Origin of the sequence: Treponema brennaborense DSM 12168 (assembly GCF_000212415.1) — a bacterium.
In the GTDB taxonomy this organism is placed as follows: Bacteria; Spirochaetota; Spirochaetia; order Treponematales; family Treponemataceae; genus Treponema_F; species Treponema_F brennaborense.
Genome location: NC_015500.1, coordinates 445,959 through 463,619 on the forward strand (window position 1 = coordinate 445,959; position 17,661 = coordinate 463,619).

The 17,661-nt window shown below is 55.8% G+C and carries 3 protein-coding genes; 2 read left to right on the top strand and 1 reads right to left on the bottom strand.

Annotated elements, in window-relative coordinates:
* The first annotated feature begins 29 nt into the window (after positions 1 to 29).
* Positions 30 to 11,198, top strand: coding sequence for a hypothetical protein (locus TREBR_RS01900; protein WP_013757546.1), 11,169 nt, complete (start codon positions 30 to 32; stop codon positions 11,196 to 11,198).
* A 17-nt stretch (positions 11,199 to 11,215) separates the two neighbouring features.
* Positions 11,216 to 16,468 (top strand): Ig-like domain-containing protein, encoded by a 5,253-nt coding sequence (locus tag TREBR_RS13430; protein ID WP_156786586.1) that lies wholly within the window; start codon positions 11,216 to 11,218, stop codon positions 16,466 to 16,468.
* Here the strand turns inward: TREBR_RS13430 and TREBR_RS01910 are convergent.
* Positions 16,439 to 17,599: a hypothetical protein gene (locus TREBR_RS01910; RefSeq protein WP_013757548.1), complete on the bottom strand. Its 1,161-nt coding sequence runs from the start codon at positions 17,597 to 17,599 to the stop codon at positions 16,439 to 16,441. The genes TREBR_RS13430 and TREBR_RS01910 overlap by 30 nt on opposite strands.
* Positions 17,600 to 17,661 lie beyond the last annotated feature (62 nt).

Sequence of the window (17,661 nt, forward strand, 5' to 3'; positions counted from 1 at the left end):
TCCGGTAGCCATGCTTTTTGAGGAACGATATGAGAAAATGTAACGCTGTTTTTAACGGTATTGTCGTTTCGCTGTTGACTGTGTGCGCCGCTTTCATGTACACGACGTGTGAAGTCGGTTTGGGAAATTCCGTCGATACACAGCCGCCGGCGGTAACGATCGCATATCCGCCTGAAGCCGCCGTTATCCGCGGCCAATTCGTCGTAAACGGTACGGCCTCTGATGAAACGTTCGTTAAATCCGTCGCCGTCGTTTTTACTTCCACGGAGCAGGAAAGCAAAACGTACGGCCCGTATCAGGCCGAAATAAATAAAGAATCCAAAACCTGGGCCGTCCGGCTGAATGCACAGGACGCAAGTTCCGGTTCATACGCCATCCCCGACGGTAAATATGCGGTAACCGTGACGGCGGCGGACTCCGCTTCACGGACTTCCGTTGCGACAACCGTATATGAAATCGACAATACGGCGCCGGTGCTGTACGTGCAGCGTCCCGGTTCGCGTGATGAAACGAGCCCCGATACGTACGGAAGTTCGGTTTCCGTTTCCGGACAGGTGTACGACGCGCATCTCATTTCAAAACTGACGTTTTCCGTGTTTGAAAAAAATCCGGACGGTTCGTTTTCCCGAAAAGGCGGCAAGACGATTGAAAACGTCGCGCCGAATATTTCCGTTGTTTTGGCGGATTTTGACGACGATCTGGACTCCTTATATACATCGCTGTACGGTTCGGATAAAAACGCCGGAGAGAAAACCTTCTATTGTACCGTCTCTGTGGAAGACGAAGCGCGCCCGTATACCGGCAGTGCGGATACTTCCGGCGGAAACAAGTCGGCGGGATATTATCTGTACGATGAAGTTTCGGCCCTCGTTTCCGCAAAAGATTTGTATACGGCGCGGAGTTCCGGCTCGCTGCTTGCTGACGGCGTGGAGACCTCATTGTCGGCCGCTTTTATCAGCACGACCGATGAAACCGACGTAAAAGGCGTGTTTTCTCTTGATCCCGCCGTTTCGCCCAAGTGGACCGTAATAAATCTGTCCGTTTTTGAGACCGGCTATTTGGATACCGACGCGTATAAGGTTCCCGCCGGTTCGTCCTTGACGATTCGCGTGGAACCGAGTCTTAACAACAGTGCTATCGTCGACGATTCGCTGGCCGTGTACGTACAGCGGTGCGACCGTTCGGGCACGGTGAGCGCCGGTGCCGAAAAAATCTATCTGATGAAAAAGGCCGACGACTGTACTCCCGAAGAACGTATCGAACGGAAAAACGCCATAAAGACGGTCGGCTCGAACCGGACGCTCACCATAAATTCTCTGGCTGCTCTGCCGGTAAACACGGCGTACCGGCTGTTTGCCGAAGGTACCGACGCCGCTTTGAACATCGTCGCGGCGGCCAACGATGCACAGTACGGTTTTTTTCTGGAAGGCAACGGCGCGCCGCCGGAAATCACGCTCGACGGCCTGTCGTATTATACGAACCCTGCCGGACAATTTTCCCTTTCCGGTTCGTGCACGTCGCAGACCGGCGATTCGGTAACGTTAATCATCGCGCTGTCCGGCGGTTCGTATCTGAAAGAAACGACGGTCAATTCCGGCGCCGCGTGGAATTTTCCGTTTACAGCGGCCGAGCTGCTCGCCAAAGCGGAGGAAACCGGCGCGATCGATCGGACAAAATCCAAAACGTATTCGCTTGAAGTGCGGGCTCAGTCCGGCATCTCCACGACGGCAATAAAAAACTGTTCCGTCTATTACGATGCGGAAAATCCGATACCTGAAATTGCGTCCGTAACGCCTCAGGTGAGCGCCAACGGCAAAGATACGAACGTCAACGGCGTAATCCTCTGCAAGGGAACGGCGTCGGACGAAGATAAAGTCGAAACGTCCGTACTCAAATTGTACACGTCGGCAGACGGTGCTTCCGGCTGGACGCCGGTTGCGTGGACTGCCGGCGGCGGGGTCGTCAGCGTTCCGAACGGCGCGGTAAACGACGCCATGCGGTTCTGTTACGCTGTCGATACGAAGGCAGTCGATTCCGCCGGTGCGGCCGTTTTCGGCGACAAAAAATATTTGAAATTGGAAATCGTTTCGACCGATCGGTCCGGCAACACCGGCGCTGCGGAGTTGGTGCTGTACGTCGATCAGTCGACGGATAATCCCGTCGTGTCGTACTTTAACGTGAGCGGTACGAACACGCTGTTCGGCTATTCGGGAAACAATACGATACTCGGCACTATTACGGACGACGACGGATTGGCGTCCGTCGAGTTATACGTCGACGCTGAAACCGTTCCCCGGAAAACGTTTGTCGCGGCTGTTTTGCAGGGAACCAAATCGAAAGCGTTTGAATACGATATCTTTGCCGATATTCCGGCGGGTGCGGCGGCGCTTGCGGAAGGTTCTCACGAGCTGTATTTCAAGATAACGGATACGGAGAATGGCAGCTTTGATAGTGCGAAACAGTTGTTCGTCGTCGATACGGCGGTTCCGCTCATTGCGGTAACTGCTCCCGTTTCCGGCGGATTTGCCGGCAAGGACGTAACGGTGAAGGGCACGGCGTCAGATACGCGCGGCGTTGCAAAAGTCGAATACAAGCAGATTGACACAGCGTCGGGAGCGGTAACCTGGACGGCCGTAACGCCGAAAACTGCCGCAGCCGATGGCTCCGCGGCGGATTGGTCCGAATGGAGTTATCCGATAACCGGTCAGGCCGATACCGGCGCCGGAGCGGGGTATACGCGCGTTTTCCGTGCGACGGACCTTTCTGGGCGGACGGCGGAAACGTCGGTAACGTACAAAGTAGACACGATTTCTCCCGCGTTCGGACTCAAGCTGAAATTCAGCGGATATAGTCAAGATGATTATCCGGGACTGTCGGGAAGCGAGCGCGTATGGCTTACGGCGACGGCGCAAACGCTGTCCGGCACGATGACGGAAGTGAATCCCGGACAGATCAATTTTACCGTAACGGGTGCAACCGACGCGTCGGGAGCCGTTTCCGCTGTTGCAGGAACGAATTCTCCGTTCCGTACGACGATCATGTTTGAAGAAGGCGAAAGTTCGGTTACTTTTACGTCGCAGGATACGGCCGGAAACGCGGCAATTCCGCTGAGTCGTTCCGTTTATGTGGACGCAACGCCGCCGGTATTGTCCGACGTCTCGCTGCCGGACATGGACGATTCCCGGCATATTACGAACGGCGGCGCCGATATTATCGTTAAGCTGACGGCTTCGGACGCCGTCAGCGGTGTGAACGCCGGCAGTGCGGCATCTAAAGTCGTCGAACTCGGATCGGGAGCAGGCTTTAAAACTGCGGTTTTCTCCGGTTGGCTGACTGCGATTCCCGGCGACGAAAATGAAAATAGATATAGGCTGACCGTTCCCGCCGAGACAATCCGTGCGCTCGGCAACGGCGTGCACACGCTGTATATCCGTGTCGCCGATAAGGCCGGCAATAAGAGCGAAATTGCGCTGCCGGAATTGACCGTTGATCTTGATGCGCCGACCGTCTCGTATACGACGCCGGCGGCAAACTCGGTAGTGAATAAGAAGATAACGCTCAAAGGAACCGTTTCCGATGCGAACCTGGCTGCCGATGCCGCGCCCGCTTTATACGTGTGGAATCCGGCTATTTCAGATTGGCACTTGCTCGTTAAAACAGGTGACAAAAATGACAAACATATTCCATACGACATTGAAATTGCCGGTCTCGATATACAGCCCGTTTCGACCGGTTCCGAATGGACTGTCGGCGGCTTCGACACGGATGCCGCCGGACTAAAAGCCCTGCTACTGGCTTCCGACGGAAGCTGTAAACTGCAGGTGCGGTTCACGGACCGTGCGGGAAATCCTCCGTCAGATACCGCTGCTCAGATTTTTCAGCCTTTGTTGCTGACGGTCGATCAGTCGACGGATAATCCCGTCGTGTCGTACTTTAACGTGAGCGGTACGAACACGCTGTTCGGCTATTCGGGAAACAATACGATACTCGGCACTATTACGGACGACGACGGATTGGCGTCCGTCGAGTTATACGTCGACGCTGAAACCGTTCCCCGGAAAACGTTTGCCGCGGCTGTTTTGCAGGGAACCAAATCGAAAGCGTTTGAATACGATATCTTTGCCGATATTCCGGCGGGTGCGGCGGCGCTTGCGGAAGGTTCTCACGAGCTGTATTTCAAGATAACGGATACGGAGAATGGCAGCTTTGATAGTGCGAAACAGCCGTTCGTCGTCGATACGGCGGTTCCGCTCATTGCGGTAACTGCTCCCGTTTCCGGCGGATTTGCCGGCAAGGACGTAACGGTGAAGGGTACTGCGTCAGATACGCGCGGCGTTGCGAAAGTCGAATACAAGCAGATTGACACAGCGTCGGGAGCGGTAACCTGGACGGCCGTAACGCCGAAAACTGCCGCAGCCGATGGCTCCGCGGCGGATTGGTCCGAATGGAGTTATCCGATAACCGGTCAGGCCGATACCGGCGCCGGAGCGGGATATACGCGCGTTTTCCGTGCGACGGACCTTTCTGGGCGGACGGCGGAAACGTCGGTAACGTACAAAGTGGACACGATTTCTCCCGCGTTCGGACTCAAGCTGAAATTCAGCGGATATAGTCAAGATGATTATCCGGGACTGTCGGGAGGCGAGCGCGTATGGCTTATGGCGACGGCGCAAACGCTGTCCGGCACGATGACGGAAGTGAATCCCGGACAGATCAATTTTACCGTAACGGGCGCAACCGACGCGTCGGGAGCCGTTTCCGCTGTTGCAGGAACGGATTCTCCGTTCCGGACGACGATCATGTTTGAAGAAGGCGAAAGTTCGGTTACTTTTACGTCGCAGGATACGGCCGGAAACGCGGCAATTCCGCTGAGTCGTTCCGTTTATGTGGACGCAACGCCGCCGGTATTGTCCGACGTCTCGCTGTCGGGCACGGACGTGTCCGGTTCCGATTCCCGGCATATTACGAACGGCGGCGCCGATATTACCGTTAAGCTGACGGCTTCGGATGCCGTCAGCGGTGTGAACGCCGGCAGTGCGGCATCTAAAGTCGTCGAACTCGGATCGGGAGCAGGCTTTAAAACTGCGGTTTTCTCCGGTTGGCTGACTGCGATTTCCGGCGACGAAAATGAAAATAGATATACGCTGACCGTTCCCGCCGAGACAATCCGTGCGCTCGGCAACGGCGTGCACACGCTGTATGTCCGTGTCGCCGATAAGGCCGGCAATAAGAGCGAAATTGCGCTGCCGGAATTGACCGTTGATCTTGATGCGCCGACCGTCTCGTATACGACGCCGGCGGCAAACTCGGTGGTGAATAAGAAGATAACGCTCAAAGGAACCGTTTCCGATGCGAACCTGGCTGCCGATGCCGCGCCCGCTTTATACGTGTGGAATCCGGCTATTTTAGATTGGCAGTCGGTCGGTGCTTCCGGCAGCGGCTGCGCCATTGAAATTGCCGGTCTCGATATACAGCCCGTTTCGACCGGTTCCGAATGGACTGTCGGCGGCTTCGACACGGCCGCCGACGGACTAAAAGCCCTGCTACTGGCTTCCGACGGAAGCTGTAAACTGCAGGTGCGGTTCACGGACCGTGCGGGAAATTCTCCGTCAGATACCGCTGCTCAGACTTTGTTGCTGACGGTCGATCAGCACAAGGATCGCCCGACGGTCAAAATTTCAAACATGAGTTTTATGAATGCGGAGTCTAACGGAATGAGCGAAGCCTCGCCCGTATGGCTCAAACAGACCCGCACCTTGTTCGGTACGGTTTCGGACGACGACGGCGCGTGTACGCTGCAGATTTCTGAAAACGGCGGTTCGTTTACAGATGTGAGCGTCGACAACGGCTCGTGGAATTATGCATTGAGTGCGGACGGCGTGCGAACGGTTGTGTTCAAAGTTACCGACAGCGCCGGCACCGTTTTCACTTCTGCCGCGGCAGCGGACGACGCAGCTCTGCTTGACACGCCTATTCTCAGCGACGGTACGCATTCGTTCGGTGAGAAAGGCAGTACCGGATCCGCAGCGGATTCCCGGCTGCATATTAAAGTCGACACGAAAGTACCGGAAATACGAACCGTTAAGTGGCAGCGCCCGTCCGATTCGCAGTGGCTGGATACGTTCCCGACGGAAAAATTCGGCGGTACGCGTACTGCCGCTACGCTGCGGGTAACGGCGTGGGATGACAACGGTATCAAATCCGTCGTATTCCTGAAAAGCGGTACGGCGATATCGACTTTGACGAGTCCGTCCGGAACGCTTTCAGCAGATGAAGGCGGCGCTGATTATTGGAGTGCCTCCGTTCCCACCAATTCCGGCGACGGCTATCAGGAAGTTACGATTAAGGTAACGGATACGGCCGATCTCGAAACGACCCGCACCGTACAGATAAACGTCGACAATACGGCGCCGGTTGTGAGTATCGACAGCCATAAAAGCGGCGAACAGGTGAACGGTGAAATCGTACTGAAAGGAACGACCGACGGCGCCGCTTCCTTGCGGTATGCGGTGGCGTCTTCCGATTCCGCTGCTATAGATTGGAACACTGCTTCCGCCGTTATGAGTGACTCGTTCATTTCATGGCGGATTTACTTTGACGGTAAATCGGTTACCGGAGAGACGCACGGCCTGACAATGAACGGCTATCTGGTCTCTTTGGGTATAACGACGGATACGGCGATAAAAGACAACTCGTATGCGAATCTGACGGATCTGTTCGTCTATCTGCGTGCGGTGGATGAATGCGGAAACGTGAACGACGTTCAGCCGTTGAAATTGGTCGTCGATCCGCAGGGAGACCGGCCAAAAGTTGTGATGACGTATCCGGACCACAACGATGAAACGTTGGGCGGTACGATCCGTATGACGGGAACGGCCGAGGACAATTCAAAAGTCAGCGCGGTGTACGTGCAGATAGATCCCGACTACAACGGTGTAACGGTTGCTCCGAAACTCGCTCAGAGTGATTGGAATACGGTGAATACAAAATTCGGAACGTCGTATACGCTTGAATCGTTCGGTTCCGGCACGGCGGTTCAAACCGGATTCAAGACGACCGGAACGCTGAGCTGGAATTTCAATTTGAACACGAAAGGCGAATTTGATCCGTCCGGCGACGGCACGCGGCGGATTGCGCTGCGCGTTTACGCGGTAGACGACGGCGGCAATATCAGTCAGCCGTATGAACGTATCATCACGGTCGATAAAGACACGCCGCTTATCGGCAGCAGCGAAAAATTGTATTTGCGTAAATATGCCAATTCGGACGGCAGCGGAACGCCGATCGCGTCGGTTGAATATACCGACGGCATGTGGATAAACGGTTCCTGGTATCTTGAAGGCAGCGTCGAAGACGCTTCGGGCATCAAGGATTTGACCGTTACGAACCCGGGCGGAGCTCCCGTCGATCATATCGTAACCGCTTCGGACGATACGAGCGGAACGCTCGTTGACCCTGCAAAGGCGACGGCTGTCGAATCAAACGGTGCGTTCGGTGTGAACAGCGGATACCGAATCAAAATTCCGGTCGGTTCCGAGACAGATTCGTTCGGTATGCTTGAGTACACGATCCGGGCGACGGAGGGAACGTCCAAAAATCTGTTTGCGGAAAAAACGATCCGCTTGAATTACGATAATAAAGCGCCCGTTATTCGGCAGCCGGGAGCGAGCGGCTTCAATATCAGCGACTCGGTCGTGAACAGCAACGGTTTTTACACGTTGGGATCCGCCGTAAACGAAGACGGTTCGGGCCTCGACAGTCAGAGCGGTTTTTCCCGCGTCGTATTCTATTTTGAACGAACGCTGAACGACGTTACTTCCATATACGATCCCCTGCTGAAACCGGCGAACGCGGCGAATAAGGTTAATCAGACCGATTTGAGAAGCGAAGACGGTTTGTGGTGGAAAGTAAAAACGGTTACCCGCGACTCCAACTTGCTGACGGCTTTGACGCTGGATTCGTCGGATGAAAATATCCGCAGCGGCGGTATCGTAAAAATCGGCGGCGCCATTTACCGGATTACGAACGTCAGCGGTACGGCGGTAACGATAGACGGTTCGCCCGTGGTTTCCGAAACGGAAGCACTTTTTGCGGTAGCGCAGGTCGCCGACAATCTGACGACTGAAACGCCGAATACGGCTTCTCTTAAAAATGAAAACGGATATTATCCGGTCGTGAACGACGACGGCGACGGTATGGTGGAAGGTGTGACCAAAATCGGTACCGAATACGTGTGGGAAGCTTCCATAAACTCGAAAAATATTCCCGACGGGCCGGTTACGATCCGGTACGTCGTGTTCGATAAAGCCGGAAATCATACGGTCGGTTCGGTGAGCGGAACGGTCAGCAACAACCGTCCCCGCATTGCGGGCGTTTCGTTCGGTACGGACGACAACGGCAACGGCATCGTCGACGATACGGAATTCAATTCCGCCTGGAGCGGCTTGTACGCGAACAGTCAAGCCGGTTTGCCTAACGGCTACAGTTCGTCAAATACGAAAGTGCACGAACTGAACGTGCAGCAGACTAACGGTATGGCAGTGCTTAAAATCAAGGGAAAAACCGTTGTCAGGCCGGAAATCGTCGGCGGCAACAATTCGCTCGCATACACGTATACGGTTACTAAAAAAGGCGTAACGGATCCGTATTACACGCAGACGGTTCCCGTCAGCCTGTCAACCGAGCATTCCGATTCGGACGATATCCGTACGGGATTGTCCGATATCGCCTTGACAGTCAAGGACTTTTTATCGGCGGGAACGACCGGAACCGAAATAACCGATGCCGACGATCAGCGTTTCTCTTTTACGCTGTGGGACGCGACGGACGGTACCGTGCAGGGGCAGAACAGTCAATACGCACGGATAAATATGGTAATGGACGTCGCGCTGCGCGATACCGTTTCTCCGACGGCGTCTATCCGGCCGTTCTATTGGAACGGAAAATCGGACAATTCGCTGTACCTGAACAGTCTTGAAAACGGTCATATCGAACTCGGATCGGATCTTCCGGCCGACTCATTTAAGGATTCCGGCACGGGAGTAAACGACCGGGATCCGAAAGTTTCGGGCAAAGTCGTCGTTACCGGTACGGCGAACGACAACAACTTGCTGTCGGAACTGTATATTAAAATACCGGGGCTGACCGATTCCGGTACGGACGGTTATAAACGGATTGCGTACCGCGATGGTACAAGCGGATCATGGACTGCGGAAGGAACGCTTGATGCCGACGGCTGGCAGTTCGTTGCGGAAAGCGATACGTTCTCTCAAACTGCGGGCAATACGGTAACCTGGAAACTGTATTGGGATACGGCGAAGATTACGAACCGTGCCGCCGCCGACGTTGAGGTTCGCGTTCGGGCGGTGGACCGCGGTACGGTGTCTCTGAGCGGAGACATACTGAAGTATACGCCGAACGCGCCGTCCGCCGAATCGAACGTTCAAACTAAAGACGACGCTTTGACCTCGTACTATCGGGTCGACGTCGTACCGTACGTAAGCAAGCTGACCACGAATCTGTCAAAACTCAAGTCGAACAACCCGTCGGTATACAACCGGACGGCGCTGGGACGCTATCCGGTGAACGCTACGGAAACCGTTTCGATTGCAGGCTTCAATCTTGAAGGCGCCGACGTGGGCGGCACTTCGGCAACAGGTGAATCGTACGCAAATGGCGTCGTAACGGTTCCGGTGACTTCCATGAAAACGGGCGCGCTCGAACTTACCGTCAACGGTATCGGCGTACTCAACAACCGCAACAGCAATACGGCGGAATACAACAAGCAGCCCAACGGCGACAACAACAATTTGCTGACCGACGACGTGGAACTCGACGTGTGGGAATTCAATTCAAGTGCTGCCCGGACGAATCGCGGGTTGGTAACCGATCCCGTTATGCGTATTAATCCCGTTAACGATATCGTCGGATTCGCGTTTGCTAACGGGCCGGATTATTTCAGTATGAGTGACGGCCAATCCAATTCGTATACGCTGTGGCAGCGCAACTACGACGATTTTGCCGGCACCTCTTTTATTTATGACAGTGCGGGAGTCTCTCACGGAACAAACGTTGGCCGTGATATCAATTCGAGCAGCAATCACGCGGGTAAGTTCGTGTATCTGACGAGCCGCTGGGGAATCAGCGGAATCAATGGTCAAGGAGGAAATTACGGTAATACTAACTCGCTCCGTATGGAAAGTCTGGGACAATCCGGTTCTCCCGTTATCCTTGACAAGAGTCGCATTCGGTCTCCGTCTCTGGCTTCCGTCCGGCACGGCAGTTCAACGAGTCTGTATCTTGCGTATTATGACGATATAAATCAGGAAATACGTTTCCGGTATGGAGCTCTTGCCGACAATAGTTCCCATACGAATTTCGGTCAGTTTTATGATGAAGAAACTGACAATGCGGTTTCCGCTGTCGATTACAGTCATGTCAGTTTGATCGCCGGCGGAAACACGGGACAGAATCCCGGCGAATACGTTTCGTTGGCGATTGTTCCCGGTGCTACGGCGGATAAGGATGTTGCTGTGGTCGTTTGGTACGATGCGCTGTCCCAAAAATTGCTGTACAGTTATAATACGTCTGCGGCTACGGATCGTTCCGGTGATAAATCCGGTACCGGCTGGAGTTCTCCGCTTACGATCTACGATCAGGCGGGTGAGCATTGCCAAGTTACCGTAGATGTAGACAAAGGAATTCATATCGCCGCATATGAAACGACCGGCGCCGATCTGATATATGCGTATCTTCCGTCATATGAGAGTACGGAGATAAAATCCTGCATCGTCGATTCGTACGGTATCGTCGGAACGTATATTACGATCGATACGGCCAAAAACGTTGACGATAAGGTTATTCCGTATATAGGCTACTATATGGCTTCTTCTATCAGACCGAAACTTGCGTATTTGGTAAATACGGCGGAAAAAGCTCCCGCCGGTACGAATCTTGACGCTTTTACCGGAAATTGGGAAATAACGTTGCTGCCGACGACCAGTACCATGCTTGCAGACCGGATCAATGTAGGAGTCTGGAAGATGTCGACAGGTGTTTTGAAAAATTCCGTCACGGGAAATTCAACTTCGACTGCGACGTCCGGAACGTGTTACGGCAACGGTACCGCAAATCCCGTTTTGGGATACGCGATAAAAACGGGAACGACCGGTTTTATTGAAACGGCGCAGAAGCGGTAATGAAAAAAGGGTTTGGTATGCAAAAACGTTTGATATGGATACTCGTCGGAACCGCGGTGCTGCAGGCGGCGCTGTTCGCCGGAGGTAAAAAGGATATTACCGAGCAGCAAGCCGAATCGCTTGAGAGCTGGCAGGAAACCTTCGATATCTCCGGTAAAAAAAGCGGCAAGTATAATATCGTCGTAACGGCGGAGGATAAGGGCGGTAACGTGCAGACTGCGGGGCCGTTCAACATCACCATTGATCCTGCTTCCGATCTGCCGGTGGCAGGCATTACCAACCCCGTGTCCGAAATGCGCGTTTCCGGCAACCTGAACATCGTCGGCACGTGCGTCGACGACGACGCCGTCGATCATATCATGCTGATTTTGGACGGAGACACGGAGCATCCGGTGCGGGCGGCGGGAGCCGACTTCTGGTCGTATTATCTGGAAACGGCGGCGCTTGCCGACGGTGCTCATACGGTTCTTGCTTACGGTGTCGACGTAAACGGCGTGGAGGGCAATCCCGTTTCGGTTACCTGGCATCTCGACCGCCGCCAGCCTGTAACGGTCGTCGAAAACTACGGACAGGGGCCGCTCGTTTCCGGCAAAGTAACGCTGACCGGCCGCGTATCCGACGGAAACGGCATTAAATCGTTTGCGTATTCGACGGACGGCGGTTCGTCGTTTGTTCCCGTCAAATTGTCCGAAAATAAAAAAACGGGAGAATGCACGTTCAGCGTTCCCGTCGATACGGTAAAAATGAACGACGGCGCGGCTGTCGTCTGGTTCCGTGCGGAAGACAAACATGGCAGTGAAAATCTTTCGTCGTTTCTGTTTTTCGTCGATAATACGAAGCCCGACGTTCGGATTCTGTATCCGCTGCCGGGTGAACCGGTGAACGGTATTTTTGCGGCGGCGGGTTCCGCGTCCGATACGATCGGCATACAATCGCTGACGTGGGAATTCGACGGAAAAACCGGTTCGTTCGACTTGATTGCGGGAAATCCGTATTGGACGTGCGAATTCGACGTGCGCGGCTATACGAAAAAATCCGCCGAACTGGTCGTTACCGCGAAAGATACCGCCGGAAATACGACCGTAAAGAAAACGTCCGTTTCAATAGACAACCGTCTCGACCGGCCCGTCGTAAACGTGTCGTATCCTGAACCCGGCTCCGTCGTATCCGGAGCTGCGGACTCCCTTTTTATCCGCGGTGCTGCGTACGACGACGACGGGGTTGCCGGTGTGTATTACCGTGTCGACGGCGGTGCCGAATGGAACGTTCCGAGCGACGGCGCGTTTTACGCGGATTTCAGCGCGATGCTTGAATCTCGTACCGCACTTCCTGCCGGAAAACATTCCGTTTCCGTTTACGCGGTCGATGTTCACGGCGTCAAAGGCGAACCGCAGGTGATTCCGTTCGTTTCGCAAGGTGCGGAGCCCGCGTTTTCGGCGCCGGTCGTTGCGTTCGGAAAGGCCGAAACGCAGCCGTATTCGTTCGGGATGGAAATTCATCCGGAAGCGGCGGCCGTGTTCAAAACGGCGGTTTCCGCCGAGTGCGGGATTGCGGCTGCACAGTGGACGGTAAACGGCGAAGCCGCCGGTTCGGCAGCGCTTAAAACGCCGGCAAAGTCAGTTCCGATCGAAATTCCGCTCAATTCCGATTTGCCTTGGGGCGTGGTTCGCCTTTCGGCGACGGCAGAAGACGCGTACGGCAGAATCGTTTCGCGCGAATGGCTGGTGTACGTTACCAATTTGAGTAAACTTCCGCCGCTTCCCGCAGAGTTCGCCGCGGATGTTTCCGACACGGCTGCCGTTTCGGAAACCGTGTCGGCGGCGGCCGTCCGCTTCGATTCGGTGAGCGGCGAACCGTACAGTACCGGTATGGCCGTAGAACTGCCCGCCGCCGCTTCAAAAAGCAGCGGAAAGGTGCTGTGCGTGTCCGTTTCGTCTGCCGAACCGGTGTCTTCCGTAACATATACGATTGCGGCCGCCGCTTTGACCGGTTCAGCCGAAAGTTCCGCCGTTTACGGCGGAACGGGAACGCAGACCGGCCGCGCCGCGCTCCGTAAAACGGCGGATCCGACCGTTTTTGAAGCGGACGTTCCGCTGCAGAATCTGCCCGCCGGCTGGCATTCGATAACGGTGAGTGCGGCGGGAAAAACGGGAACGCTCGCTTCTGCCGCGGCGCTCGTCGGTGTCGTCCGATCAAAAGACGCTTCCGCCGTGCAGGATGACGGCGAAATGTATTGGAGCCGCGTGCAGGACGACCGGGTTTCGGGCTTTTTCAACATAACGCCGCCGTTTACGGCATATCTTGAAGAATCGCCGCGCGCCGCCGCGCCGCACGTGTCCGTCGAAACGGACGGAAAAACGGTTACCGTTACGGCGGACGGCGACGGTTCGTATAAAAATATTCTCATCCGGGCGGACGACGCGTCCGGAACTGCGCATCTTGCGCCGCCGATCGATATCGAGCCGAACGCGGAAGCGCCGCTGCTTGCGCTTGAAACGCCTGAAAACGGCGCCTGGGTACGGCAGGAATTGAGCGTCCGCGGCACGGCGTCCGACGCGCACGGGATACGTTCCGTGGAAATATCGCTTGACGGCGGCGCTTCCTGGCAGCCGGCTGAAATTCAGCTGGCAGATTCCGGTACGCAAGTCGGCACTCAGCCGGCAGGTTCCGGCGCTCAGCCCGGCTCGGCCGGATTCAGTGCGGTCGTGCCGCTCGCCGCTTTGCCTGACGGACTGATTTCACTGGACGTGCGTGTTACGGACTCGCTCGGCCGAACGGCGATCGTTCGCCGCGCGGTGTGCAAAGATACCGAAGCGCCTGCGGTGCGCGTGATTACGCCTGCGTTCGGCGACGTAGTGAACGGCGAAACGCGTATGGTCTTTCAGGTTACGGACAACGGCCGAACCGTTTCCGCTCAATACGTTCCGCCGCTGACTGAAACGGATCCCGCCGTTTCCGCACTGCCGCTTGAACTCACCGCGCTTCCGTCCGTGTTCACCGGTACCGCCGCCGCGCCGCTGGGCGATACGATGGCGTTTGAATTTACCGACGCCGCCGGCAACGTTCAAAAAATTTCTTTATGGGAATTTGAAATCGACGCCGTTTCCGACATGCCGCGCACCGAAATCCATCTTCCGCAGGAAGGCGCGGTTCTGACTTCTGATTTCGTCGTTTCGGGCGTCATATACGACGACGACGGCGAATCGCGCATCAGCTACAAAATCGACGACGGCGAGTACGTGCATCCGGAAACGTACGGCACCTCGTTTGCCATTAACGTTCCGATCGGGCCGCTGGGCGACAACGAACACACCGTGTCCATCTACGCGGAAGACATTCACGGCGTCCGCGGAGAAGAAGTGACGCGGACGTTCCGCATTTCGCTTGCCGAACCGCAGGGTGCCGTAACGTCGCCGCTGCTGAGCGAAACGGTTAACGGTTCGGTAAAATTGACGGGAACGGCCTCCGACGCGAACGGTATCGCGGGCGTTCAGATTTCCGTCGATAACGGAAACTCGTTCAACGATGTTTCCGGAACCGAAAATTGGGAATACGAATTCGATACCAGAGTGATTCAGGACGGCACGCACGTCGTGTTCCTGCGCGTTTTCGATTCGTACGGAATTTCGGCACTGTACACGAGCTTGGTCAATATCGACAACACGGCGCCCGAATTGTCGCTCGAGTTGCCTGCGGACGATTCGTCCACTTCCGGTATGCTGTTTTTTTCCGGTCAGACAACCGACAACATCAAACTCGAAAAACTCTACATCACGATACGTCCGCTCGGCGAAAACGCCGCGCCGCTGCCGCCGCATCTGGCGTACATCGATTTGGTGCCCGACAATATCATTTCGCACGCCGTCGATATTTCGGCGCTTCCCGACGGTTTTTACAATATTGAATTGACCGGAGCCGATGCGGGCGGAAACACGCGCCGCATTTCGCGCAATATTAAACTCGATAAAAATTATCAGGCGACGAAAGTGGACGTCCTGTATCCGCTGAACGGCGAGCATGTGCAGGGCGTGTTCAACGTATACGGAACGGCCGTGTCCGAATCGCCCGTAGAAAAGCTGCTGCTGTACGTCGACGACGCGTTCGTCGGCGAAACGACGCTGTCTGCAACCGGTTATTTCAAATTTGAACTGACGCCCGAACTGGTAACGGCGGGTGTCCACTCGCTGAGCGTTCGGGCCCTGTCCGCGTCAACTTTGCTGGTGGAATCGAACGCGCAGCGTATTTCGTACGAGCCGTCCGGTCCCTGGATCAGCATCGATAATTTTACGATGTGCGACTTTGCCGTCGACCGGCCGTATCTGGAAGGGCGCGCCGGATACGTGTTTACCGAACAGGATTTGCTGCTCGCGCGGGCAAAAGATTCGGCGAAATCGGAAAAACGGAAAATTGCGGATAAATCGGTGGCAAAAGTCGAGCTGAGCTTCGACAACGGAAAAACGTTCACGGTGGTCGGCACGGGCGGTCTGTGGCGCTATCGGATCGAAAACGAAGATATGCGCGAAGGCTACCATTTTCTGCTTGCGCGGGCAACGATGAAAAACGGCGAAACGGCCGTAACCCGCTCCATTATCAGGATCGATAAAACCCGGCCTTCGATAAAACTCATTTCACCGGGAGCCGGCGGTTCGTTTAACGACGAACTGGTGTTTTCGGGACTGGCGTCCGACGACGTCGCGCTCAAGTCGGTAACGTTCGCGCTGCGCAGCGGCGACAAATCCGCGTACGAAGTGCCTGCTTTCATACAGGGATTGTATTTCGACTGGCATTTCTGGGGCGCCACGCTGTACGACGTCGGCGTCGGGCTGACTTTTTTTGACGACAACGTAAAACTTCAGGCGCAGTTCGGGCAGTTTACGCAGCTGCAGCGCGAACTGTTCGATAAATCCGGCAACGACATGCGGTACGGCGGCAACGTGTTCGGCGTAAAACTGCTGGCAAACGTTGCGTACGTGCCGTTCCGATACTTTTTCGGGCCGAGCTGGGATTGGCTTTCGGCCGGATTTGCCGTCGGCGCGAATTTTTCGATGTTTACGGAAACGCAGAGCGCCAAACCGCAAATCCTGTCAGCCGTTTTGGCGCAAATCGAATTTCCGCGCGTGACGCTGCAGAATCAGAAAATGTTCAGAACGTTTTCCCTGTATACGGAAATGCAGGTTTGGTTTCTGCCGACGGACGTGCAGACCGGCGGCGCGGATATAAGTTCCATCATTCCGCAGATTTCAGGGGGCGTTCGCGTCAACGTATTCTAAGATGAGCGCGCGCAGTTTGCCGGCTGCGTCGTTTTGCTGCGGGACGGTTTCAAACGCCGCTTGACCCGCGCTCGGAACGATGCCGGCGGCGGCGGCCCAATAGCGGACGTCCGCGGCCTGAACGTCGGCCGTTTCCGCACGTGCGTGCACCGGAGCGAGTCCCGCATCGGACGACAGCGCGTATTGCACGTCTGCGCCGGACAGCGCTTTTAAAACGGTTTCCGCCGTGTGCGCGCGTTTTTCGGTTCGGGCGAGCGGAACGCCGTACAGAACCGGTATCGCGAGCGCTCTGGCGGGCGTTCCCGACACGGCCGGAAAAAACGACGACTGATACCGTTCGGCGCCTTTGAACGGAACGGTGCGCCGGAACGACAGCGGCATGAAAACGGCGCCCGGCGTTCCGTTTTGCATGAGCTGCGCGAGGTCGTCCTGCGTTATTCGGAACACGTACGGCGGAATTGTGCCGGAATTGATATACGAAGCGATCAGTTCGGCCGTTTCGCGTACGATCGGAGCCGAGTGCAGATCGCTCCGGCGTAACCCGTCGGCAAATTCCGCGGTTTTGTCCGCGCCGAACGCCGCTTCGGCAACGCAGCCCGCGAACGCGAGCAGCGTCGGCCCGTCGGCTCCGGCGAACGCGAGCTGCCCGTCGGCGGGATTATCCCGGCGGACGGCGAGTTCGTAATGGTCGAGCAGCAGCGGTACCGCGCAGATTCGGCCGCTCCGGTTGTCGAGCGCCGTTTTCCGTATCGAAACGGGTACGGAGGCGAGCACGGCCGGAGCCAGTCCCGGATTCAGTTCACGGGAACGCTGCGCGGCGCTTTCCGCCGATTTTCCGGCGAACGTAAAGACCAAATCCGGCAGCGGTTTCTGCGTCAGATACCGTTCGAGCGGCTGGTCGGCGGCAAACGTTTTGAAGGCCGGTTCGAGCTTGCCGGAGCGTCCGTCCGCAGAATCTTCCAGAACGCGCCGTATTTGTACGGTAAGCGCCGCGGCGGCTGCGTCCGGTATATCGTAAAAAGCGACTGTAAAGACACGCGGTTTTGCGGCGTAAAATACGGCGGCGGCTGCGCACAGAACTGCCGCCGCTGCGGCAATCGCCGCACTGCTTTTTTTGAAGGAGATGTTCATATGCGTATAGTAGCACACTCTTCGGGTGCGGGCAATGCGCGGCTGGACATATTTGACATATT

What these genes read in the sequence shown, in the direction of transcription:
- TREBR_RS01900 (WP_013757546.1), top strand. Translation starts at nt 30, where the DNA reads ATGAGAAAATGTAACGCTGTTTTTAACGGTATTGTCGTTTCGCTGTTG.
- TREBR_RS13430 (WP_156786586.1), top strand. Translation starts at nt 11,216, where the DNA reads ATGCAAAAACGTTTGATATGGATACTCGTCGGAACCGCGGTGCTGCAG.
- TREBR_RS01910 (WP_013757548.1), bottom strand. Translation starts at nt 17,599, where the DNA reads ATGAACATCTCCTTCAAAAAAAGCAGTGCGGCGATTGCCGCAGCGGCG.